General features: G+C 29.8%; 22 protein-coding genes. 14 read left to right on the top strand and 8 right to left on the bottom strand.

All coding sequences use genetic code 11. The features are described from left to right. The first annotated feature begins 88 nt into the window (after positions 1-88). The 4 genes from NH341_RS06295 to NH341_RS06280 all read left to right on the top strand — a co-directional run bounded on the left by NH341_RS06295 (position 89) and on the right by NH341_RS06280 (position 6481). Positions 89-3229, top strand: a complete 3141-nt coding sequence (locus NH341_RS06295) for an efflux RND transporter permease subunit (protein ID WP_253056059.1) — start codon at positions 89-91, stop codon at positions 3227-3229. A 2-nt stretch (positions 3230-3231) separates the two neighbouring features. Further along, the gene (locus tag NH341_RS06290) at positions 3232-4710 is read left to right on the top strand and encodes an efflux transporter outer membrane subunit (RefSeq protein WP_253056057.1); all 1479 of its coding nucleotides are present in this window, start codon (positions 3232-3234) and stop codon (positions 4708-4710) included. Positions 4711-4785: 75 nt separating this feature from the next. Then, positions 4786-5679, top strand: a complete 894-nt coding sequence (locus NH341_RS06285; RefSeq protein WP_073181540.1) for an AraC family transcriptional regulator — start codon at positions 4786-4788, stop codon at positions 5677-5679. Between the two features lie 124 nt (positions 5680-5803). After that, complete coding sequence (locus NH341_RS06280) at positions 5804-6481, top strand: SDR family oxidoreductase (protein WP_253056055.1); 678 nt, start codon at positions 5804-5806, stop codon at positions 6479-6481. Between the two features lie 124 nt (positions 6482-6605). On the opposite strand, the gene NH341_RS06275 is transcribed toward NH341_RS06280, so the two are convergent. The 5 genes from NH341_RS06275 to NH341_RS06255 form a co-directional block, all read right to left on the bottom strand. Further along, a complete protein-coding gene (locus NH341_RS06275; protein ID WP_253056053.1) occupies positions 6606-8504 on the bottom strand; it encodes a monovalent cation:proton antiporter-2 (CPA2) family protein in 1899 nt (632 codons plus the stop codon). 3 nt (positions 8505-8507) lie between these two features. After that, positions 8508-9101, bottom strand: a complete 594-nt coding sequence (locus NH341_RS06270; RefSeq protein WP_047788399.1) for an NAD(P)H-dependent oxidoreductase — start codon at positions 9099-9101, stop codon at positions 8508-8510. Positions 9102-9344: 243 nt separating this feature from the next. Next, the gene (locus NH341_RS06265) at positions 9345-10187 is read right to left on the bottom strand and encodes a DUF4437 domain-containing protein (RefSeq protein WP_159613137.1); all 843 of its coding nucleotides are present in this window, start codon (positions 10185-10187) and stop codon (positions 9345-9347) included. A 10-nt stretch (positions 10188-10197) separates the two neighbouring features. Next, positions 10198-10857: an oxygen-insensitive NAD(P)H nitroreductase gene (nfsB, locus tag NH341_RS06260; protein WP_253056051.1), complete on the bottom strand. Its 660-nt coding sequence runs from the start codon at positions 10855-10857 to the stop codon at positions 10198-10200. 611 nt (positions 10858-11468) lie between these two features. After that, positions 11469-11828, bottom strand: a complete 360-nt coding sequence (locus NH341_RS06255; protein WP_159613133.1) for a helix-turn-helix domain-containing protein — start codon at positions 11826-11828, stop codon at positions 11469-11471. 104 nt (positions 11829-11932) lie between these two features. Here NH341_RS06255 and NH341_RS06250 point away from each other — a divergent pair, with 104 nt between their 5' ends. From NH341_RS06250 to NH341_RS06230, 5 genes are read left to right on the top strand one after another with little or no spacing between them, the layout of a single operon-like run. Continuing rightward, positions 11933-12526 carry an NAD(P)H-dependent oxidoreductase gene (locus NH341_RS06250; protein WP_159613131.1) on the top strand — a complete coding sequence of 198 codons (594 nt, stop codon included), beginning with the start codon at positions 11933-11935 and terminating at the stop codon, positions 12524-12526. Between the two features lie 48 nt (positions 12527-12574). Further along, complete coding sequence (locus tag NH341_RS06245; protein ID WP_253056049.1) at positions 12575-13093, top strand: peroxiredoxin-like family protein; 519 nt, start codon at positions 12575-12577, stop codon at positions 13091-13093. Positions 13094-13102: 9 nt separating this feature from the next. Next, on the top strand, positions 13103-13735 hold the full coding sequence (locus NH341_RS06240) for a transglutaminase family protein (RefSeq protein ID WP_253056047.1): 633 nt from the start codon (positions 13103-13105) through the stop codon (positions 13733-13735). Then, on the top strand, positions 13698-14321 hold the full coding sequence (locus tag NH341_RS06235; protein ID WP_253056045.1) for a Crp/Fnr family transcriptional regulator: 624 nt from the start codon (positions 13698-13700) through the stop codon (positions 14319-14321). The genes NH341_RS06240 and NH341_RS06235 overlap by 38 nt, the downstream gene beginning before the upstream one ends. Before the next feature lie 58 nt (positions 14322-14379). Further along, a complete protein-coding gene (locus NH341_RS06230) occupies positions 14380-15144 on the top strand; it encodes an MBL fold metallo-hydrolase (RefSeq protein WP_253056043.1) in 765 nt (254 codons plus the stop codon). Positions 15145-15305: 161 nt separating this feature from the next. Here NH341_RS06230 and NH341_RS06225 read toward each other — a convergent pair whose 3' ends face one another. Further along, a complete protein-coding gene (locus tag NH341_RS06225) occupies positions 15306-17447 on the bottom strand; it encodes a S46 family peptidase (protein ID WP_253056041.1) in 2142 nt (713 codons plus the stop codon). 411 nt (positions 17448-17858) lie between these two features. Here NH341_RS06225 and NH341_RS06220 point away from each other — a divergent pair, with 411 nt between their 5' ends. The 5 genes from NH341_RS06220 to NH341_RS06200 all read left to right on the top strand — a co-directional run bounded on the left by NH341_RS06220 (position 17859) and on the right by NH341_RS06200 (position 22045). Further along, positions 17859-19103, top strand: coding sequence for a tyrosine-type recombinase/integrase (locus NH341_RS06220; protein WP_253056039.1), 1245 nt, complete (start codon positions 17859-17861; stop codon positions 19101-19103). A gap of 8 nt (positions 19104-19111) precedes the next feature. Beyond that, positions 19112-19984, top strand: coding sequence for a hypothetical protein (locus NH341_RS06215; protein WP_253056037.1), 873 nt, complete (start codon positions 19112-19114; stop codon positions 19982-19984). A 231-nt stretch (positions 19985-20215) separates the two neighbouring features. Next, positions 20216-20509 (top strand): helix-turn-helix domain-containing protein, encoded by a 294-nt coding sequence (locus NH341_RS06210; RefSeq protein WP_253056035.1) that lies wholly within the window; start codon positions 20216-20218, stop codon positions 20507-20509. Position 20510: 1 nt separating this feature from the next. Continuing rightward, complete coding sequence (locus NH341_RS06205; RefSeq protein ID WP_253056033.1) at positions 20511-20831, top strand: hypothetical protein; 321 nt, start codon at positions 20511-20513, stop codon at positions 20829-20831. 5 nt (positions 20832-20836) lie between these two features. Continuing rightward, positions 20837-22045, top strand: a complete 1209-nt coding sequence (locus NH341_RS06200; protein ID WP_253056031.1) for a primase-helicase family protein — start codon at positions 20837-20839, stop codon at positions 22043-22045. A gap of 290 nt (positions 22046-22335) precedes the next feature. Here NH341_RS06200 and NH341_RS06195 read toward each other — a convergent pair whose 3' ends face one another. Beyond that, a complete protein-coding gene (locus NH341_RS06195) occupies positions 22336-23196 on the bottom strand; it encodes a viperin family antiviral radical SAM protein (RefSeq protein ID WP_256471478.1) in 861 nt (286 codons plus the stop codon). Positions 23197-23265: 69 nt separating this feature from the next. Further along, complete coding sequence (locus NH341_RS06190) at positions 23266-25170, bottom strand: hypothetical protein (RefSeq protein WP_253056029.1); 1905 nt, start codon at positions 25168-25170, stop codon at positions 23266-23268. Positions 25171-25435 lie beyond the last annotated feature (265 nt).

The following is a 25435-nucleotide window of genomic DNA, read 5'->3' as shown; positions in this document are numbered from 1 at the left end:
TATTAAAAAATAAACTCATTTATAGTTTTATGTCTTTAAATAAGGATATGAAAATCTTAGAGTTATGTTCAAATTTTAACAAAATACAATGAAATTTAGTCACATATTTATCAAAAGACCAATATTTGCTGCAGTACTAAGTGTACTCATACTTATTGTTGGTGGTTTATCCTATTTTTCATTACCCGTTTCACAGTTTCCAGATGTAGCCCCACCAACGGTAGAAGTAGTTGCTATGTACCCTGGTGCGAGTGCCAAGACACTGTCAGAAACTGTAGCAGCGCCTTTAGAAAAAGAAATTAATGGTGTTGAAGGTATGATTTATATGACTTCCCAATCATCAGCTGATGGTAGAGTAACAGTACAAATTGCCTTTGAACTGGGTACAGATTTAGATCGCGCCCAAGTACAAGTACAAAACCGAGTTGCTATCGCAGAACCACGTTTACCAGAATCGGTAAGACGTTTAGGAATCACTACAAAGAAAATATCACCAGATATTTTACTGTTGGTTAACTTAATTTCACCTAATGAGACCTATGACCAGATTTATATGGGTAATTACGCTACGTTACAGCTTAAAGATGAGTTGGCACGATTAAAAGGTATTGGTGATATCCAAATTTTTGGAGCGGCAGAATACGCCATGCGTATTTGGTTAGACCCAGATAAAATTGCTAATTTAGATATGACAGCTGGTGAAGTAGTTGCAGCCTTACGTGCTCAAAACGTACAAATAGCTAGTGGTACATTAAACACCTTACCATCAGGCACGCAATCAGCATTCGAGGTAAATATTCAGACGCAAGGAAAACTAATTACACCTGAAGAATTTGAAAATGTGATCGTTAAATCAGCAGAAGATAACAGAATAGTAAAACTTAAAGATGTTGGTCGTGTTGAATTAGGTGCACAAAATTACGCTACAAAAGGCTATTTAGGCAAGAAGCCAGCAATTGCTATGCCTATTTTTCAACAACCAGGAGGTAATGCGTTAGAAACCGCTAGAAGTATTAAAGAAACTATGGAAAGGTTATCCAAAAGCTTTCCAGAAGATTTGGAGTACAAGATAGAATATAACCCCACCGAATTTATTCAAAAATCGGTAGATCAAGTATACAGTACAATTTTAGAAGCCGTAATCCTTGTGATTTTAGTAATTTTATTATTCCTACAATCATGGCGTGCAGCTATTATTCCAATTTTAGCAATTCCGGTATCATTGGTAGGTACATTTGCTATTATGCAAGGTATTGGTTTTTCTCTTAACAACTTAACCTTATTTGGGTTGGTGTTAGCCATTGGTATTGTGGTAGATGATGCAATTGTAGTAGTAGAAAATATGGAACGTTATCTCGAAGAAGGCTATTCACCAAAAGAAGCAGCTTTTAAAACTATGGACGAAGTTGGAGGTGCTTTAATAGCAATTGGATTGGTGTTAATAGCTGTTTTTATTCCTACTGCTTTTTTAGACGGATTTTCAGGTCAGTTTTATAAACAATTTGGAGTAACCATTGCTGTGGCAACAGCTATTTCGGTATTTGTATCGTTAACTTTAAGTCCAGCTATGGCAGCTTTATTAATGCGACACGAAGATAAAATTAAAAAGAAAAATACACCATTGGTATTAAAGCCGTTTGTGTTTTTGGGGAATACCTTCAATCGTTTTATGGATACGATTTCTGAAAAGTATGGTAGTAGTGTTCAAAAATTAATACGTACAAGTACTATGGTTATGCTAATTTATGGTGGATTAATAGCTTTAACAGGATTTGAGTTCAGTCGTGTTTCGCAAGGGTTTGTACCAGCAATGGATCAGCAGTACTTTGTAACGGTAGTACAGTTACCCCCTGGTTCTTCAATAAGTAGAACTGATGAGGTGGTAAAAAACATTTTAGGTTTAACCTTAGATACTGATGGTGTAAAAACAGCTGTATCTTTTACAGGATTTGATGCACCTTCATTTACCAATTCATCAAATGCAGCAGCTATTTTTATAACATTAGAAGATTTTGATGAAAGAACAAAAAAAGGAATTGATTACCACAATTTATTAAATACATTGCGTGGTAAAGTAGCTGTTGTAGACGATGCGGTTGTATTTATTATTCCACCTCCATCGGTTGCAGGAATAGGTAATGCTGGTGGATTTAGAATGATGCTGCAAGATCGTGCTAACTTGGGTACAGCAGCGTTAATAGAAGCTACAAATAATTTAGCATTGGCTGCCAATCAAGACTCTGTTTTAAGTAATGTGTTTACTTTTTTTAACGACAAAACACCTCAGTTGTATTTAGATATCGATAGAAACAAAGCGCAACAATTAGGAGTTAATATTAATGAAATATTTCAATCATTGGAAATCTATATGGGGTCTGCATTTGTAAACGATTTTAATTATTTAGGTAGAACCTTTCAAGTAACAGCACAGGCAGATTCACCAAACCGTTTAACACCAGACGATATTACTCGTATTAAAGTACGTAACAATAAAGGAGAAATGGTGCCATTAGGAACCATAGCTACACAGAAAGATATTTCTGGTCCAGCTAGAATACCACGTTTTAACTTGTATCCTTCAGCATCTTTAAATGGAGATGTCGCTGCAGGATTCAGTTCAGGTCAGGCATTAGAGCGTATGGAACAATTAGCAAAAGAAATTTTGCCACAGGGAATTTCATATCAATGGACAGAAATGGCCTACCAAGAAAAACAAACGGGTAACACAGCAGGTATCGCTTTTTTATTAGCTGTGGTGTTTGTATTCTTATTATTAGCTGCTCAATTTGAAAATTTAGTTTTACCATTAGTGGTTATTTTTATTGTGCCTATGGTATTACTGTCGGCAATTGTTGGTATTGATTTAGCAGGATTAGACAACAATATTATGGTACAAATTGGTTTAATTGTATTAGTTGGTTTAGCAAGTAAAAACGCGATTCTTATTGTTGAGTTTGCAAAACAATTAGAAGACCAGGGAACAGATTTAAAAACAGCCGTTATACAAGCATCAAAATTGCGCTTACGTCCTATTTTAATGACAGCAATGGCTTTTATTCTTGGAGTAGTACCATTAGCAATTTCAACCGGTGCTGGTGCAGAATTACGTGTATCTTTAGGTATCGCAGTATTTAGTGGAATGCTAGGAGTTACCATCTTTGGTATTTTTTTAACACCTGTATTTTATTATTTAGGTAGAAAATGGACAACTCCAAAAAAAACAGTATAATAATGAAAAAAATAAACTATATAAATCTTGTCGTGCTAACTATAATACTAACATCTTGTGGTATTACAAAGCGCGATTTTAATGTGCAGTCTGGTGTGAATGTATCTAACTATTTTTTAAAAGATAATGTAAAGGAGGGTATTTTTGTAAGTAAAGAAACTGCTCAAAAATGGTGGACAGAATTTAATGACCCTATTTTAGATACATTAATTAATAAAGTTATGCAGCATAATTTAGATATTAATGTTGCTGTAGCTAATTTTGAAGCATCTCGTGCCTTTTTAAAAAACACAAAATTAGACCGTTTTCCAACGGTAACGTTAAACGGTAATTATACCAGAACACGATTAGGAGAAAATGTTTTTGTACCCGGTGCAAACCCAACGTACAATAACTTTAATGGTAGTTTTGATGCATTTTGGGAAGCCGATGTTTTTGGTCGTGTGTCTAACCGTATTAAAGGCGCTTATGCTAACAGTCAATTAGCTTTAGCAGATATGCAAAGCGTATACATTAGCATGTTTGCAGAAACTGCTAGAAACTATATGGAGTTACGAGGTACACAACACATGTTAGGTATTGCTAAACGTAATTTAAAAGGTCAACAAAATACTTACGATTTAACAGTAAAATTATTAGAAGCTGGTACAAGTAGTAATTTAGATGTTTCAAGAGCATTGGCACAATTAGAAAATACCAGAGCTACAATTCATCCTTTAAAAGCACGTATTGAAGCCTTAAAAAATAGTTTAAATGTGTTAATTGGCGAAATACCAGGAGAGATAGATGATACCTTATTAACAGAACAGCCATTACCAAGCTTACCTGAATCGGTTGCATTAGATGATAATATTAACGAGTTGTTACGTCGCAGACCAGATGTTAGAAGTGCCGAAGCAACCTTGCAAATCCAGATTGCAAAATACAATATCTCGGTAGCTGATTTATATCCTAAAGTACAATTTGGTGGTTCTATTGGGTTTTCGGCAGTAGATTTTTCTAACTTTGCACAAAAAGAGTCTTTTACATGGAGTATTTTACCTAGTATATCTTGGGAAGCCTTTAATTTAGGTCGTGTAAAACAACGAATTAAAGAAAATGATGCATTAACGCTTGCAGCTTTAAATAAGTACGAAAAAACAGTTTTAAAAGCTCTAGAAGAAACCAAAACTGCATTAACAAATTATGTTAACGAGTTACAGCGACGAGAAAATTTACGCGCGTCATCAGCAGCCAGTGCTAAAGCAGCTACCATAGCTAAACAACGTTACGAGGCAGGTTTAGATAATTTTATAGATTATTTAAGTGCTGAAAATACCATGTTGGTTTCAGAAAATTCATTAGCAACAAGCGAAATTGCAGCAACTACATATTTAATTGCTATATATAAAACTTTAGGTGGTGGATGGGATATTATAACAGAAGAAGATATAGATGCAAAAATGATGCAATTAAAGCAAAAAGAAACTACAATAAATTAAGTAATGAAATGCAAAACGGAACGACCGATATAGGGTCGTTTCGTTACCAAAAAAGTATTTAATCAACAGAACAATATGTCTAAAACACAAGTTCCTGTTTTTAAAAATAGTAATGATTTATATAAAGCTATTGGTTTTCCTCATAGAAGTCATATACCTAATTTTGATGTTCACGCAATTGATGAGTTAGAGCCTGCTTCTAGTCGATGCATGCCTCCATATAGACAAGATTTTTTTCAAATAGCTTTGTTAACCTATGTTGGTAACAGCCGATTAAACATTAATACAGATTGGTTAGACTTAGGAAATCACCCTTTGTGGTTTACAGTTCCAGGACAAGTGGTGTCTTGGATTAGAGATGAAGATATTGCAGGGTATAACATAATGTTTAAAAAGGAGTTTTTAATAAATGGAATACCTAAGTTAACAGATGATTTTCCGTTTTTAAAAATGACTGAAAATCAAGTGTTGATGATGACAGAAGATGAAATGAATTCTTTGCTGTTTGATGTAAAACGTATGGTTTCAGTATTTGAAAACCCACACCCTTATCAAGAAAAAATGTTGGAAGGTATGCTGGTGTCGATACTCTACTATTGTAAGGCTATTTATGAACGACATAAATCTACTCAAAACAATTTATCTAGAGAGCAAATTATTACACAGAAGTTTGAAAATTTGGTAGAAAAAATGTATGTTGATACTAAAAATGTAAGCGATTATGCTAGAGCATTAAATATTACACCAAGTTATCTAACCACTATGATAAAAAAACAAACAGGCAAAAGCGCTAAAGATATTATACAAAACCGTTTATTGTTAGAAAGCAAGAGTTTACTGAAGTTTTCAGATTTAGATATTGCAGAGATTGGCTATCGTTTAAATTTTCAAGAGCCAACGCATTTTACCAGATTTTTTAAAAAATTAAGCGGTACTACACCAAACCGTTTTAGACAAGAGGGCATGTAAATTATTATTTAACCACTTACCAAAAGTTTAAAAATAGAGCTTTTAATTTTAAATGCCTTAGTAAAGAAAGTGGTTATTTTTTAAGTTAATTTATATTTAAATTTGATTATTAAAATTAGAATGTATGAATGTAAAAAGAACAGCAGTAGTTACAGATTCTGGCAATGGGTTAGGAAGAACTTTTGCCAATACTTTACTTAAAAATGAGTACAACGTTATTCTAGCTGCAACCCAAGATAGTTTTGATAACCTGTCTATAGAGACAGATGATTTGCATAAATACAAATTAGTTAAAACAGATTTTACATCTGACGAAAGTGTTTTTGAGTTAAAAAACACAATTATTAATACATTTGGTCATTTAGATTTATTGTTTAACAATGTTGAAAAAGCTAATGGTTTTGGTCAGAAAATAGAACAAATAAATATTGAAGAGGTAAAATCTCTTTATGAGATGAATGTTTTTGCTGTAATGCGTACTGTAAAAATATTAAAGTCTTTGTTTGAGAAAAGTGAAGACCCTAGAATTATTAATGTTACAAGCGCTATGGGAGACCTTAATAAAATGTCGGATGAGTCATTTTGTTATTCTAATTATTGTATGACAGCTTATGCTAGTTCCAAAGCAGCCTTAAATATGTATACACATTTACAGAGTAAAGAATTTAGTCCTTCAAGAATAAGTGTAAAAGGTTTTGACCCAATTGCTCTAAAAAATTGTACTCATAATTCAGTTGTAATATGTAATGACGTTATGGATGAATTACTAGAGCTTATTAGTTATGAAAAAAGAGTTAAATAAAATTTATACTTTTAAGTAAGTATAAAGTATAAAAGCCTTCGTTTCAAAAAACGAAGGCTTTTATATTCTAAGTTAAATATGATAAATTTAACTTTATATGCACACAAAATAAAGCACTCAGAAATTAAGAGTTTTTACTTTTTTTATTTTTACTTAATATATTTCGAATATGTTCTCCATCCCAATGTTTATCAAAGGTAACAATTCCTCTTTTAAAATCATCTTCCAATAATTGTTCTTGTTGTTCTAGTTCTTTTCTAGCTTTAAAAATATAATTTTCATTTCTATTAGGATCTGCTGCTAATCTTTTTAAACTGGCTTCATCATATTTAATAAAGTTCTGTACCTGACGATTTAAGGTGTATTTTCTGAAACCTAATTTATTAAGAGCATCACTTGCTAATGCTAAAGAGGTATCTAATGATTCTCTGTAAATATTATTAACATTTAAATTAAGTAATTCATAAGCATCAAATCTACTTTTAGTTCTAACCATTAACTCAATATGTGGATACTTTCTTTTTACAATTTTTGAAATTGCTTTAGAAACAGAAACTTCATTAGTAGCGCAAATTAAAATTTTAGCCTCAGCTATTCCAGCAGACTCTAATAAATCTTCTCTTGTTGCATCTCCATAATATACTTCAAACCCCATTTTTCGTAGAAAATCAACACGATTAGAATCAAAATCTAAAATAGTTGTTTCAACACCATGTGAACGTAAAAAACGTCCAACAGTACTACCAAACTGACCAAAGCCTACTAATATGACTTTTTGAGATTTAGCTATATGATCCATAGGTCGTTTAATAAATTCTTTGGTGCCAATTCTTGGAAGAATTAAACGTTCGTTTACTACTGTTAAAATAGGTGTTAAGGACATTGAAACTGCGGTAACCACTAACATTATGTCCATTTGCTCTTGTTCTAAAATATTAAGCTGAAAGGCGAAAGACAATAAAACAAAAGCGAATTCACCAACTTGAGCTAAACTAAAAGTAAGCAGTATATTTTGGTCTATTTTTAAATTAAAAATACGACCTGTAATAAATAAAACCAATGCTTTTATAATAATAATAACGAGCAAAATACCACTAATAGTTAACGGGCTATTCGCAATAACTACAAAGTTAATAGACGCACCAACCGCCATAAAAAAGAGTCCTAGTAAAAGGTTTTTAAATGGTTCTAGTGTGCTTTCTAGCTCGTGTTTAAACTCACTAGTAGATAAAACAACACCACCTAAAAAAGCACCTAATGCAGGGCTTAAACCAACAAATTCCATTAAGTATGAAATTCCAAAAACGATTAAAAAAGCAGAAGCTATTAATAACTCTCTAACGCCAGTTTTAGCTACTTTGCGTAACATTGGTACCACTATAAAACGACCAGCTAAAATAATAATCACAACAGAAAGTATAATTGCCAATGTTTGTAAACCAATAGGTAAACTTTGAATTAAAGTTGATGCTGAATGAGAAGCTTCATTACTTGTGTGTTCCGACGAATTACTTAATAGTGGTAAAGCACCAATCATAAATATTACAATGATATCTTGAAATAATAGTATGGAAAAGGAGCTAGAGCCAAAAGTGGTATTCATTAGGCCTTTTTCTTTAATGGTCTGCAAAGCTATTGCGGTGGATGATAAAGCAACAGCCATACTAATGGCCAATGCTACTTGCCATTCATAACCTATAAATGTAAACAATATATAAGTTAAGCCAATTGTTAAAGCGACTTGTATTCCCCCCATACCGAGAATAGTTTTTCGCATATTCCAAAAATTTTTAGGTTCAATTTCTAATCCTATTAAAAATAGCATTACAACTACTCCAAACTCAGCAAAATGTAGAATATCTTCACCTTCTTCACCAATAAAGCCAAGTACATATGGACCAATAAGTACACCAGCTAGTAGATAACCTATAACAGAACTTAACCCTAATCGTTTTGCTATAGAAACGCAAATAATAGCACCAGCAAGAAATACAATAGCTTCAAATAATAAATTTCCAGACATACCTTAGGTTGTTAAAATTTCTAAATCGTTAAGAAAAGAACAATTTGATAATTGCGTTGTATTAAAATCACCTTGTAATAAATCTATTAATTGTTCGTACTGGTTGGTATAATCCAGTAAATCTTCATCAGATAAATTATGTGTACCCATTACTGCAAATGGAGATAAATAATTCATTCCACATAATTTAGCAGTTTGTTCATATGGTCTTAAAAACTCGTTAATTGTATAGGTATTATAACCCTCGGTACAATATACCTCTCGAGAACCGCCCGTGGTTATAACATTAAAAATAGTTTTGTTATGAAGTACCTTTCCTTCAGGACCATAAGCCCAATTAAACTCTAACACCAAATCTTTCCATTGTTTTAAAATAGCAGGGCTACTGTACCAATATAAAGGGTGATGCCAAATAATAATATCATGTTGGAGTAATAATTCTTGTTCACGCTGTATATTAATATGAAAATTAGGATAGTTTTCGTATAAATCATGAAAAGTTACATGCACTTTATTTTTTAAACGATTAACTAGAGTTGAATTAACTCTCGATTGTTCAAACTTTGGGTGGGCAAAAAGAATAAGTACTTTTTTCATGAGTTTATTTAGTTTTATGTTGGAAAATATGTTTTTTATGATTGTATTTTGATAAAGTTAATAATTTAAAATCATTGTTGTTTATGCTAAAAGCGCAAGAGTAATTTTTTTTAGTAATTATTAAGCTAGTTTATAAATTATAAAAATAAAAGCCACACAGAATGTTTTACATTTGGTGGCTCTTATATTTTTTTATTATGAAAATAAATTTATAACACTGTTATTTAGTGTTTTAGGTTTTTGTTAGTGGATTTTAAAGTCTCCGTTGCTTCTTATGTAGAGAATAGACTCTTTGTTGTTTTTTACAGCTATTGTATGTTTAGCTCCTTTTTTAGAACTAAAGTAGTTCCCTGCTCCAAGCACATTTATAACCTTATTATTTTCTATTTGATGCACTATTTTACCCTTTATTATTATAGCTCTAAAATTCTCGCTTAGGTTTTTAATATTACCTTTAAAACCAGCAGGTAATTTAACTAAAATAGCCTGAAGTTTATTGTTTTTATGTGTTTCCCATAAAAATGCAGTTTCAATATCACTTTTATTTGTAACCCAAGTAATATCGTTTGCATTTAACCATACGAGGTTGTGTTGGTCTACATTTATTGGTCGTTCACCATTATCAAAAGCTTCATCTGTAGGTTTTACTAAATATGGACCTTCTTGAATTTCAATATATGCTAAATTGTCTTCAGCATTGGCAGCAGTAATATGCGTTTCGCCTGCAGGCTGCATCCAAAAAGATCCTGTAGGTAACCATTGTTTTTTTGCGTTTTCATCATCGTTATGCAATAACCCTTTAATAACTACACCTCGATAAGTGACATTATGAATGTGTGGTGGAGATGAAAAACCTTTTTTAAATTTTACTAAAAAACCTGAAGGTTCGTTTTTGGTACGATCGCCCCAAAGTTTTCCCGCAGCTGGACTTTTGTCTCCACGTAACGGATTAAGCCAGCTCCATTCTATTTGTTCAGTGGTTACTACTTCGTTTTTAGTCTTTGTGTGATCTATAGTTGAAGTCTGAGCATTGATTTTAACTGTAAACATTAAAAAAAATGAAGCTAACAGGACAGTTTTAATCATTTTAATATTTTTAGATTTCTGTAAAAACTTCAGATTGTGACAATCTTGATTTAGGAGTTTTATCAGTAGAATTAAAGTCGGATTTTACCCTGTATCCAATAGAAACAGCAACTAATGAGGTATAACCTTTTTCTCTTAAACCAAATTCTTCATCTAATGCTTTTACATCTATACCTTCCATTGGTGTGGCATCTATACCTAAACTTGCAACACCTAGCAAAAAACTTCCTACGTTAAGGTATACTTGCTTTTCCATCCAATGTTGAAGATCTTTTAAGTCATATTTATGAATATCTGCAAAGGTTTTAACGGCGCCTATAAATCCATTTTTAACATCTTCATTAGGAAATCGTCCATTTTTATCATCTACCTCTGCTATATATTTATAATAATCTTCATCTGCATTAGTCTTTACACAAAATAAAATAACAGCTGAAGCATTAGTTACTTTAGGTTCATTAAAGTGGAAAAAACCTTGAGTGCCTTTTGCAATACGTGCTTTACCCTCTCTAGTTTCAGCGATAATAAAGTGCCAAGGTTGAAGATTAACACTTGAAGGACTCATTTGTAGTAAATGTTTTACTTGCTCCATATTTTCTTTAGAAATTGATTTAGATGGATCAAATTCTTTTGTGGTATATCTCCAATTTAATATGTCTTTTAAATTCATTTTAATTGTTTTTTATTTGTTTAATTTAAACTATCAAAAGTATAGTATCAAAAGTATTAATAGTTTAAGGTTTTTGCAATAACGGTCAAAAATGATAGTATGTTTTTTATGTTAAAAAACACTGTTAGCTACTATTTTTAATAGCTTTATAGGTAATGTTAAATTTACTATAAAAAGTAAAGTTTTATAATTAATGATAGTATAATGTTTTTGGAACATTAAATTATAGTAGCATTTGGAACAGGCAAAATAAAAGATTAATTAAGTATAATTATAGAGAGCTTTAGAGTTCTACAATTATTACTATTTAATTGATAGGAGGTAAAAGGAAAAGTATAATTTTTTATTTTTTTTTGAACGAAAAAAGTGCTGTAACAAATTATACGAGTTAACTTCCATCATTATATAACATACATTAAGTCTTCAATTAAAATAGTTAGAGAAAGACGGCTTAATAACTAGAAAAGGGTATATAAAAAACATGTCTTTAAAAGTAAAGTACGAATAAACTCCGTTTGAAGAAGTCGTAAGAATTTTGTTGGCTACTATAGTTAAGTAGAGAGAAGTTGTTGTTAAAAAGGGAAGAGTATTAGAGTAATTTTACTGGTATTTTATAAAGTTATTATTCTACAGGCTTCAAACTCAATGTCCTTAAAACTATCTTGAGTCCATTCACTCAAACTTTTAAGAATTGGCAGTAAAGCTTCACCTTTTTCAGATAGTGAATATTCAACTCGTGGTGGTATTTCAGCATATTTTTTTCTAATTATGATACCATCTTCCTCAAGCTCTCTTAATTGTTCTGTTAACACTTTTTTTGATATAGTAGGAGTAAATATTAAGAGTTTTCCAAAGCGTAAACTTCCGTTTGCTAATAAGTAAATTAAAATAGGCTTCCACTTATTTCCAATTACGTTCATCGCGTGAACTAACGAACACACATTTGGATTATCAATTACTTTTCTTCCCATTAGTTACTATTTTGTAACCACTATTTAATGTGATTATATTATTTTGGTTTCAAAAATAAACTATTATTAGTTTCTTTGCAATACTAATTTAAAGTTTTATAAAAATGAAAAACATTTTAATCATTAATGGTCATCAATATTATCCATTTGCAGAAGGAAAATTAAATCAATCTTTTATTGAAAAACTATCAGCTCAATTAAAAGAAGCTAACTTAAATATAAAGATTACCGTAACTCAAAATGACTATAATGTAGATGAGGAAGTAGAAAAGTTCCTTTGGGCAGATGTTGTATTTTTACAAACGCCTTTAAACTGGATGGGAATTACTTGGTCGTTTAAAAAATATATGGATGATGTATTCACTGCAGGTATGATGGGGAAACTATCGCAAGGTGATGGTCGTACTTCTGAAGCACCAAAAAAGAATTATGGTTTAGGTGGTTTGTTAAACGGAAAATACATGATGTCAGTAACTGCAAATGCGCCTAAAGAGGCTTTTAACAATCCTGATGAGCCTTTTTTTGCTGGTAAAAGTGAAGACGACTTGTTATTACCAATGCATCTCAACTTTAAATGGTTTGGTTTAGAACCTTTAAAAACATTTTTTGCTTACGACGTGATGAAAAATCCGGAGATTGAAAGCGACTTTGTAAGATTTGAAAAACATATTAATGAAGAATTACTTAAAAAAATATAATCCATTGAAAGTTTTCACGTTTAATAGAATACAACTAATACACATAAAATGAACAGACCAACACCAAAGCATACAGCACCAAATTTAACTTTTCCAGTATTAGATGGTAACGAATGGCAGATTAACAATCAACAACCAGAAAAATTTACTTTAGTGGTTTTTTACAGAGGTTTGCATTGCCCGTTGTGTAAAAAATATTTACAACAATTAGAAGAGTTATTACCAGAATTTAAAGAAAGAGTTGTTAATGTTGTTGCTGTAAGTATGGATTCTGAGTCTAGAGCACGCTTATCACGTCAAAAATGGGAGCTATCAGAATTAAAATTAGGGTATAACTTAGATTTAGAAACTGCTAAAAACTGGGGGTTATATTTAAGCAAAGGTATAAAAGATGGTGAACCAAACACATTTAGTGAACCAGGACTTTTTTTAATAGATAATAACAATCAAATCTATTATTCTGCTATGAATAGTAATCCTTGGGGAAGACCTTATTTACCTTCATTTGTAAAAGCTGTAGATTATATTGTGTCTTCAGATTATCCTGCAAGAGGCGAAATGTTATAAATTTGTAATATGAAATACACCGAAAAAACCTATTATTTCGATTATAATAGTTCAGTTATTGAAGATGTTATAAAAGACGTTAAGCATTTTACCTCTCAACAAGATATTATAGAGCAATTATATCTAAAGGTTAGAGATGGTTGGCGTTATTTACCTTTTAATATTGGTTTAACTAAAGAGTACTTTAAAGCTAGTAATATTGCAAAAAAGCCAGATGGACATTGTATTGATAAAGCCATTTTATACATTGCTTGTTTACGTGCCTTCAATATTCCAGCAAGATTACATTTAGCCAAAGTATCCAACCATATTGCTACAGAGCGCTTAGAAAAAGTGATTGGAACTAATGAATTAGCTCCTCATGGTTTGGTAGATGTATTTTATAATGATAAATGGGTTAAATGTTCGCCTGCGTTTAATAAAGAACTGTGTGCCATTTACAATGTTGATGTTTTAGATTTTAATGGTGTCGAAGATGCAGTGTTGCAAGAATACAATAAAGACGACCATAAATTTATGACCTATATAGAAGATTATGGTCATTTTGATGATGTACCTTTGGAATTTATAAAGGAAACATTTAAATCAAATTATCCTAGTCTCTATGAAAAATTTAGAGATCAGGATCATATCAAAATATAAGAATGATTTGCAATCAGAACTAAGTCAAATACAAGCATTTTTTAACACCGAATACCCTCTGAATCAAGAAGGTTTAAAAGAATTATTCGGTTTATTTAAAGTTGAAAAAGTAGCTAAAGGCGAAATGCTTCTTGCTGCAAATACTACTGAAAATTATTTAAGGTTTCTTAATTCTGGTGTGGTGCGAGAGTATTATGCTACATCAGACAAAGAGACCAACATTAATTTTTATGCCGAACCACAATTTATCACAGACTTAAGTTCGTTTATTAATAATATCTCTACTAACAAAAACCAAGAATGTATAACAGAAGTAGAACTATTATCTGTTGAAAAAAGTGCCTTTAGAAAGCTGTTGGATAATTACGAATGCGGAAAATCATTTATAGAAATTTCGTTTCAACGATTATTGAAACAAAAAGAACTTTTTGAATATAATCGTATTACTAAAACAGCAGATGAACTATACAAAGAGCTAATTATTTATAGACCTAACTGGCTAGACAATATTCCACAATACCACATTGCATCTTACCTAAATGTTACACCAGAAACTTTAAGTCGTATTCGAAAACGCATTTCTTGATTTGAATCAATGCTTAAGTGTAATACGTTTGTAACCTTTGCAAAAACATTTAAGCATTATGAAAATTCATCACTTTAGAAATGCCACAATGGTTATTGAAGCTAATAGTCATTTTATTTTAATAGATCCTATGTTAGGCTCAAAAGGATCTTTGCCTCCATTTACATTTTTTAGGTTTAAACCTGTTAAAAATCCTATTGTAGAATTACCAGAAATTAGTAAAACCTTTTTAGATAAAATTACGCATTGTGTTATAACGCACAACCATCCAGATCATATTGACAAACCTGCAGAAGATTTCTTAAAAGAGAAGAATATCCCTGTGTTTTGTAGTGTAAAAGATGAAAAAACATTTTCAAAGAAAGGTTTAAACATTGTAAAAACTATTGAATATTGGACTAAATCTGAATTTTTAGATGGTAGTATAGAAGGAATTCCGGGAAAACATGGTTATGGTTTTGTAGCCAAACCAGCAGGTAATGTTATGGGTTTTTTTATACAATTACCTAATCAACCATCAATTTATTTAAGTAGCGATACTATTTATACAGATACAGTAGATAAAGTTTTTAGAAACTATAAACCAGATATTAGCGTAGTTGCAGCAGGGTCGGCTCAGTTTGATATTTTTAAACCTTTATTAATGACTATGGATGATATTTTAAAATTTGCTAAAAATGCACCAGGTAAAGTCATCGCCAATCATATGGAGGCAGTAAATCATTGCCCTACAAGGCGTGAAGAATTGAGAGCAGAAGTTTTAAATTTAGATTTGTCTAAAAAAGTATATGTACCTGATGATGGAGAAACTATAAGTTTTTAAGGTTAGTTATATTAATTAGTAAATATTTTAAATATGATTTTTTTATAAAACGTTTATTAAAAGAAATATCTTATGTGTAAAAAAAATCATGAATTATCTAAAAAAGAAAAACGTAGCTAAAGAAATAGCTACGTTTTTTTAGTTCGTGTCAGTGTTATACTTTATTTCACAATAGTAAGTTCATCTACAATACGTTTAGCACCAGCATACTTATCAATTAACCAAAGTACATATCTAATGTCTACATTAATAGTTCGTTGTAGGTTTTTATCAAAAATAACATCACCAGCCATCGCTTCAATATTACCATCAAATGCTAGCCCGATTAATTCACCTTTTCCGTTTAATACTGGAGAACCAGAGTTTCCACCGGTAATATCATTATCAGATAAGAAGTTTACAGGTAATTCACCTTTACTGTTAGCATATCTTCCGTAATCTTTTTTCTCATAGATATCTAACATATCTTTAGATAAATCAAACTCGCTATCGTTTGGCTTATATTTTTTAACCATTCCTTTTAACGTTGTGTAGTTGTTAATGCTAGCGTCGTTTCTAGAATCTTTAGGTAAAGCTCTTACTTTTCCGTAAGTTAAACGTAAAGTAGAGTTAGCATCTGGATATTTAATGTTGCTTAGACCAGACTTACGTAAACCATCTACTAATAGTCTAAATGATTTTTGATAATCGTTTAATGGTTGTACTAAGTTTTCAGGTTGCTCTCTATACTTATCTAGTAATTGAGAAGATAAGATATATAAAGGATCGTTAGCTAACAATTCTTTATTAGGATATTTTAAGAAAGCCGTAGCACGCTCTTTAGATGTAAAAATACTTAATTCAAAAATAGAATTTACGTAGTCGTTAAAATTATCATCCTTAGCAATTTTAGCTACAATCTTTGGTAATTCGTAATTTGCTTTAGCTGAATATAACTTTAGTTGCTCAGTTAAAATTTCTTTTTCTAAAGGTAAATGATAATTTGTGTAGTTACTTTCTATAAAAGCATTCAATCGAGGCATTAAATTCTTACGAGCAGCTTCATTAGCATTAATATAAGACTCAAATCCTTTACCTATTTGATATGGTAAAACTGCAAATTTACTAGAACGTAATAATAACATTAAGTAATTATCATGCTTTGCTTTGTTGTTGGTTAAGCTGTAGTAATTATTGATGTTAGTAACAACATCTCCGTAAATTGCTTTGTTAGACTTTTTGTTAGCCCATTTGTCAAATTTCTTTTCTACGTTACGTTTAGCCTCGGCAGTTTTATGAGCTGTTAAAGCATCAATCATACCTTGTCTGTTTTTCCAATAGTTGGCAATTCTAGCATATTGAGATGCATACATTAAATTGATAGATGCATCTTTATCCATGTATTTTTTCATTACATCCATGCTAAGTTTAGATCCTTCTACCCAAGCAGGATATGCGTAATTTACGTTTTGTTCGATTCCTTCTGCAGGCATCCAACGGTTTGTTCTACCAGGGTATCCTAAAATCATAGCAAAATCATTTTCTTTTACCCCTTTAATGTTAACAGGTAAGTGATATTTTGCTTTCAATGGCACGTTGTTTTCAGAATACTCTGCAGGGTTTCCTTCTGCATCTGCATATACTCTAAATAAAGAAAAGTCTCCTGTGTGACGTGGCCATTCCCAGTTATCAGTGTCTCCACCGTATTTACCAACTTTATCAGAAGGTGTACCTACTAATCGTACATCTTTATAATCTTCATATACAAAATAGTAATATTCATTACCTTGGAAAAAAGAACGTACAGAAACAGTATATTTACCACCTTCATTATTTTCTTGTTCTATTTTTGCAATTTCTTTGTTAATAGCAGCTTCACGTTCTTTTTCTGTCATAGAATCGTTTACTTTAGATAAAATACGTTTAGAAACGTCATCCATTCTCACAAAGAATCTTACAAAAAGACTTTCTGGTTTAAGCTCGTCTTTTAATGTTTTAGCCCAGTACCCATTTTTAAGGTGATTTTGCTCTTCAGAAGATAATTCTGCAATGGCGTCATAACCACAGTGGTGATTTGTAAGTACTAATCCATTATTAGAAATAATACTAGCTGTACAACCACCGTTAAATTGAACGATAGCGTCTTTGAGACTTTGATTATTGATACTGTAAATTTCTTCAGCGGTTAGTTGAAGTCCCATTTTTTGCATATCACGTTCGTTCAAACGCTTAATATGCATTAAAAACCACATTCCTTCATTAGCGAACAATGAAGCAGGTAGTAAGATTAAAAAAGCAATTAAAAAAAGACTTGTTTTTTTCATAATATAATTTGAATAATAAAAATTAGGTTGATTTTGTTTTTAGTTTAGAATATCTTCTTTAAAAAAACATTAAGTTCTTTAATCAATTAAAGAATCAGCTCGTAAAAATACTCAATAATTTATTTTGTATAAGGAAGTAAACGTTAAAAAAATATAAGGATACGTATGTTAATTTTAGCATAATAGATAGCGTAGAAATGAGCTTTATAATAAAAAAATCCCTTACAAAACTAGACTTGTAAGGGATTGTTGTGGAGACGCCGAGAATAGACCTTGTTTTGTCTTATTATACCTTAACCCACGCTATAACTACTATCAATACTGATTTTGTAAATTTTTTACAATTCTTTTTATGCTGAAATAGATGTTAAATACTACCTTTATTGACACCTAAATTGACACCTGATAGCTATGACATATACATTCAATCTAAAAGAAAAAAGTAAAGATGGATTAACACTTATTTATTTGAAAGCCTATTTTAAAAATGAGGGTAAAAGATTTGTATACTCAACAGGAGAATTTATCCATCCAAAAGAATGGGATATAAAAAACAGACAGCCAAATAACCTTACAGGAAGAACTTCAAAAGCAGATTCTCATCGAACAATAAAAAGGCAACTTGATCGATATTCTAACTTTTTTATACAAGTAACAGAAACTTTCAAAAACACCAATCAAGAATTAACTGTTGAAAAAGTAAGAAAAGAATTTGACAAGGAATTCAAAAGGGTAGCTAAAGGAAAAAATAAGTTTTATGAAGCTTATGATGAGTTTATGTTATTCAAGCAAAAAAATCAAGAATGGTCTAAAGCTACTATTAAGAGATATTATAATATTAAGTCACTACTTGAAGATTTTGAAAAAACAAAAAATTATAAAATAACTTTTAACACCATAAATCAAAAGTTTTATACTGAGTTTACAGATTTTTGCATGGTTCAGAGAGGGCATATCAATAATACTTTTACTAGAAATGTTGGATTGGTTAAAACATTTCTTTATTGGGCTTTAAAAAATGGACATACCTATAAATCTGATTTTATAAAATTCAAAAAGAAACCAAAAGTAATAACGAATCAAATTGCACTAAGAAAAGAAGATTTAGAACTTTTATTAAAAGTTGAAATGCCATCTAAAAAATTAGAGCGAGTTAAAGACATATTCATTTTTTCATGTGTAACAGGAATGCGTTTTGGTGAGTTAAAGTATGTTTCAAAAAATACCATTAACGGTAAAGTACTATTACTTAAAGAAGAAAAGGGTTCTGGTAAAAAAAGTAGAGAAATACCACTTAGTAATATCGCTTTACATATTTTAAACAAGTATGACTATACCTTACCTCTAATAGGTAATCAAAAATTTAATGACTATATAAAAGAAGTTTTTGAAAAAGCGGGATATACACATAATGTTGTAAAAACATCTACTAGAGGAAAAGAAGTGCTTCGAGAAGAAATGCCTTTTTATAAAAGGATAAGTTCACATACTGCTAGAAGAACTTTTATTACAATGATGAAAAGAAACGGAAAAAGTGATAAACTTATTGCAGAAATATCTGGTCATAATGATATGAAAACACTTAATCAGTATTATCAAATTTCAAATGAAGATGTTAAAGATGCAGTACATGATACATTTAATATAGAGATATAAAAACAGCTATGAATTACGGAGAACAATTTGTTGAGTTATATAATAAAAAATTTGCGTCTATTTGTTTAAACGCAAAAACGCAATTTGAGAGTTACTATAATACCAATTACTCTTTTGTTAAGGTAGAAAAGGTTCTTATAAAACAATTAGTAGAAGAAATTGATAAATTATTAAAGTTAAATAATTTAGAAAGAGAAATATATGAAACTTGTGATAGAATAATTAGAGGAAGTAGAAATCATTATACTTCAGAGGTTACTTTATCTTTAATTAATGATGAAATATATGAGATATTTGATCAGTTTACTTCAAAGAGTAAAGAAAAGGTGAATTACGAGGAATTCATATATGTATTCGCAAACAGGAAAGCCATATATGATTACTTTTCTTTTTTAGAAAAAAATAAAGAAGAGTTGACAAAAATGTTTGATAATCAAAAAATAGGTAATTTCTTTAATGTGGTTAAAGCTAACAATGAGTTGTATAAACTTAATGATTTAAAAAAAGAGCCTCAAAAAAAAGATCCTAAAAATAAAGACATACAGAAGAAAAAAGAATCTGTTTATTATTTAACACAAAATGAAAAAATGATTTTACTTCATGTTCTTTTACATGAATTTAAAGATTCAGGGTTACATAGTTTAAGTACTGAGTATTTTAGAGTTTTATCTTTAACTTCAGAATGTTTGACGGAACAAGATGTTCAAAAAGCCAATACAAACCATACTAAATATAATTACTTCTATAAAGGAGTTAATGCTTCCGATAAACCTTCTTTTGAAAAAAGTATCATGATAGATGAAATTTTAAAGAAGATAGAAACAGTTAAGAATATTGAAAAGTTTAAAAGAGCCTTAATTCGATATAAAAACTCTAAATAATCACCACCAAACTATAGGTGGTATATAGCGCAAGATAAACTTTAATTACCTAAAAACAAACGAATTAAATATATGTTTAATGGTATTAGACTACCATTAAACCATCGATTATACCTTTTATTTTATCATTAAACACATAATCTTTGTGATATCAAAACATAAATATTCAATCCATGGATATTAGTAATTACTGAATATGATGTGTTTTTAATTTATTAAAAAAAATATATTATGAAAAGTATAATCGTAACAACACAGGAAGAGCTTACAAAAATAATTGATACAGCTGTTTCAACTAGAATGAGTTCTCTTGAAAATTTAATTAACAAAAAATTAAATCCTGAAAAAGAAAATGTAACTGTAAAAGAAGCTGCAGAAAGACTTAATGTTTCAGAATTAACAATTCGAAACTATATTAAAAGAGGTACTATTGAAGCTTCTAAAATTGGTAGAAGAATTGTCATCAATCTAGAAAGTTTGGATAATACATTGGAGGAAGTTAAATCTTTAAAATATAGACGTTAACATGGAGGATTTAAACTTACAAAATCAGAGTTTTACTAATAATTTAATTCTGATTGCTGATAATGTACAATCAGAAATTAGCAAATTAAAGATTAACAGATTAGCGGATTCCTTACTAAACAAGCATTTGGATTTCTATATACAAGAAATAGATAAAATCAAAGATTTAGCTGTATATAACCCGCGTTTTAAATGGCAACTTATTGAACAAGAGATAGATTCTTGTTTCAAATCGGATAATTCAGTTACCGGTATAAATATTGTTTTTGATTGGAAAGAAACATCTATTCCTAACAGACCTTTAATTAAGTTAAAATTATAAGATTTATGGAGTATGTTAGAATAGGGACAGATTATTTTAAGATTTGTAACGTACCATTATTTAGCGGTGATACAAATAAAACATTAATCAAGTGGACAAAAGGAGAACTTATTACAGATAAAGGAAAAGATTATTTAAATACTATAAAAAAGTATGATGGTTTTATCACAATTCCAGATCATCAAAATTATCAACAAGAAATCAGTTCTTTCTACAATCAATATGAAAAAATCGAACATAAACTCTCAAAAGGTTCATTTCAAATAACCGAAGGGTTTTTGAAACATATTTTTCAAGATCAATATGAATTAGGCTTAGATTACCTTACTATTTTATGGCAATTGCCAACTCAGATATTACCTATTTTATGCCTAGTGAGTAATTCTATAAACACAGGTAAAACTTCATTTTTAAAATGGTTAAAATTGATATTTCAAGGTAATATGACTATAAATAAAAATGAAGATTTTAGAAGTAGATTTAATAGCGATTGGGCATCTAAACTTATCATTTCTGTTGATGAAGTTCTTTTAGATAAACGAGAAGATAGCGAGCGAATTAAGAACTTATCTACAGCAGGAACTTATAAACTGGAATCTAAAGGAAAGGACAAAGTTGAAACTAATTTTTTTGGAAAGTTTATTTTATGTTCTAATAATGAAGAAAATTTCATTCAAATCGACGAAAACGAAATTCGCTACTGGGTAATTAAAGTGAATTCTTTTCAAATTGAAGATGTTGATATGCTTGAAAAGTTAACCAAAGAAATTCCTCATTTTTTACATTATTTAAATAATCGAAAAATAGTATCGGAAAGAAAAACTAGAATGTGGTTTACGAAACAACAAATTTATACACCTGCTTTAGACAAAGTTGTAAAAGGAAACAAGACCTATTTAAGTCAAGAAATTAAAGAAATTATAATTGACGATTTTGTTGCGTTTGAAGCTGATGTTTTGCGTTATACCGCAACAGATTTGTTTGAAAAACTAAATAAAGGAGTAAGAACTAATCGTTCAAGAATTTCTAAATGTTTAAAAGAAGATTATAAACTAGAACCATATAATGGTAGTTATAAGAAATATTTTTTTACGCTAAACACTTCACAAAAAACAATTGTTGATTTTGAAACCAAAAAAGGGAGATACTATGAGTTTAAAAAAAGTGATTTTTTAGAAAATTCGTTGACTGTTGATAAAACATCCCATTTGTGAGTGAAAAAGCAATGCTCTGTGGGTGACAAGAGTTCAACAGTTAGTCAACACAAAACGCAAAATGCGTATGTTGACTAACTGTTGATTTTTTGTTCTGCTTAAAAACTCAATGTTTTTAGGAGGTTGCAAAATAATCTTCAACACTTCAACAAAGAAAGCAATATTCAGGGTTTTAATGTACACCAGAAATATTTGCGTTTTTTCTTAAGTAAATATAATGTCCTATTGCTAATTGAAAGAAACAAAGTGATCAAGGTTTTGTAAGCATTATATGTTCAATGATAAAAAAATTACCAATTATATAAACCATTCCTATCTAAAAACTTCTCTTTATTATAATTCATTTTCTTTAATAAGGTATCTATAGGATTATTTATTATAGATTCAGAATAATTATATTTCCCTTCAGAATTATCAAAAAATCGACCTGCTGGATCTATCATTGCATAACTCCCCTTCATTGCGTTATTACATTCTGATATCATATTTTTTTGAGTTTTATGATTCTCTAAAAAAACTCTGAATTGTTTTTCTGTAATCATCATTGAACTTATTTCATTATCATTCTCACCTGTAATAGGTAATACCTGTAATACTTTCCACCTACTAGGCTTAACGAAGCTAATAAACTGATTAAAGTCCTCGAGATAATTAAAAGCAGTTATAACAGTATTTATTTTCAATCCAAAACCATTCTTTTTTATTAGGTCTACTAGGTCTTTGTATCTTTTTTCTGTGATTATTTTTTTACCAGTTATTGCTCTACCTGTTTTTAAATTAGTTTTATCAGTAAGGCTATCAATACTTAATGTAACCCAGTCTAAATACAATCTATTGTCATTCAAGAATTTTTCAGTTAAAACACTTCCATTTGTAACTATCATTGTTGTTAATCCAAGCTCTTTAGCCTTTTTTATTAATTTTGGTAACCAAGGACAAAGTAGGGGTTCTCCTCCTGCAAAGGTTATTTTTTTATAACCATATTTAGCTAACTCAGATACAACATTAATAGCATCTTTTTCTGGTAGATGTCCTTTTGGCAATATTTTTTGTTTCATCTCTTTAAATGTTGCAAAACAAAATTTACAACGCATATTACAAGGTTCCCATAAATGAAAATTAACGCTTGGTATAAAATCTTTATTAGTCATTTTGAAATAGTTTAAAATTAAGCCTAAAGGCTTCTATCTCAATACGAGCATATAAATTAATTTAGGCGATTAATAAGTATTACGATTATTTTTATAGAACTGATCTGTTTCTACAATTTCTATGAAATCTCCTAATGACTTTAACTTATTACGATATAAATTTAGCCTACTAATATGAAGTAAATCTTGATAACCTACTTTAAAAACATTTTTAGTTTTAATTCCCAATCCTTCAAGAGCAGTTGATACATACCATAAATGAATTTGTTTTTTACCTTTATATGCTGTTGCTGCTAATTGAAGCTGAGAAATTGCTTTTTCATCTTGTTTTTTTTGTTTAGCTATCTCATAAGTATTCGTTTTCTGACTAGTACGTTTCAATTGTAAATAAACAATATGTAAATCATCCTCCATTATAACATCTACATCTCCTTTTTCTTGAACACTTGCTAATTCAATCCTAGTATTCCATGGCATATCTTTATAATATTCATATAATATATTTTCTATAGAGGTTCCATCGTTCGGTTTAAAGTTTCTAAATAAAGCTTCTGTTAATCCATAAAGTCCAGTAAAGCCTGTTAGAATAGACATTGGAGCTATAATATTTTTTCCTAGTTTTATAAAAGGTTTTTGCCATAAGTTTATAGTTAGTTTAAAAGGATTAAACTTTTTTACCTTCCAATTAAAAGAAAAATTAGATATGATTTTTTCTATATCATCTATGGAACACTTATTCCCTGAAGTATTAGTCATTCGATGAAGATTTTTAATATCAGAAATAAGTATAAGTTCTTTATTTTGTAACGATAATGTTCCTTCTATATAAGTACTTTTACTTTTAGAGGCAGTATCATGTAAAGGCTTTATAATTGTATGATATTTTCTTGTCGCTAACCCCTGTAAAAAAGTAATTGCCGTAAGTAAAGGAATTTTATTTTTCATTTCTTTTTCTTTTAGACCTAAATCATTAACAGCAAGTTTAATCCCATTACACAATACATTCCCTATAATATTCTCTTCAGATTTATTATTGTTATGAAAAATAATTTGTCCTTTTTCTAAACATTCAGAATAAGATTGTATTCCAAATTTACAATACATATTTTCATTTAAAGAATATCTATCAGCATCATAATCCCATTTGATGTTAAATGCCTTATCTTCTAAAACTACTATTTTATCTATATCATTTATTTTAATTTTTAATCCAGGTTCATAGGCGTATCTATATACAACGTCTTTATTCATTACATATTCATTCACTAAAGCGAATATAGATTTAAACTCTTCTTTCAATACTTCCTCAAGGTAAACTTGATAGATGTTTTCATCTGTAAGTTCTTTAGTTTCTTCTTGTTTCTCAGACTGTGCATAAGCAATTAATATACTCAAAGCATAACCTCCATATTGAAACTTAATAGGATCTTCATGATTATTATAGACAAATGCTTCAAAAGCAGCACATGAAGCGACAATAAATTCATGTTTAGATTTGTTTAGACCTTTAATTTTATATAAAACTTTGTACCATGTAGTATTTAGCAGATCTGAAAGTTTTTCCCATATTAACACTTCTTCCTTAACAACTGGTGGTAACTCATTGTTTTTTAAAGTTTTTAATCGAGAACTATCTAAGAAAAGTAACATTTCTTTATAGCCTTCAATAAAAAGTTCTGGATTGTTATAGGCTACATAGTATTCAAACTCTATGGAATTGTAATTTTTAAGATAATCTTTCCATAATTCGATGGCCTTGGCTTCCGACATCCAAACAGCAGATTGTTTGGTTAAAAATGAATCGTAAAAAAAAACATCTTTAAAGAAAGCTTTTTTTGTTTTATTCATTGAATACCAATCTACTATTTTATCTAATGGCATTTCATTCCAAACAAGTAAATACGCATCGTATTTTGCCCCTTGTTTATATAAAAGCTGAGCCTGTTTTTTGGTATTAAAAAAAATATCATTCATGATTATACAAGTTTAAAATTAACTATGCGAAATAGTTCTTGATAACCACACAACAATAATAGGAAAAAATATTATGATATTTACTTTCCTTAAATCTTTTCTCGATAATTTCAATAAAACAATGGTTTTATTAACTTTTTCAATTTTTACGTTTTGCGTTTTTTTTTGCGTAAAACACAATGAGCTATTCCACATAAAAAACAAATAAAACACTTATATCCTATGTTTTAAAACACTAGCTATCAAAAAACTTAATCATCTTTAA

The sequence above is a fragment of the Tenacibaculum sp. XPcli2-G genome (genome assembly GCF_024124505.1).
Lineage (GTDB): Bacteria > Bacteroidota > Bacteroidia > Flavobacteriales > Flavobacteriaceae > Polaribacter > Polaribacter mesophilus.
This window is presented reverse-complemented; position numbering and strand designations above follow the sequence as displayed.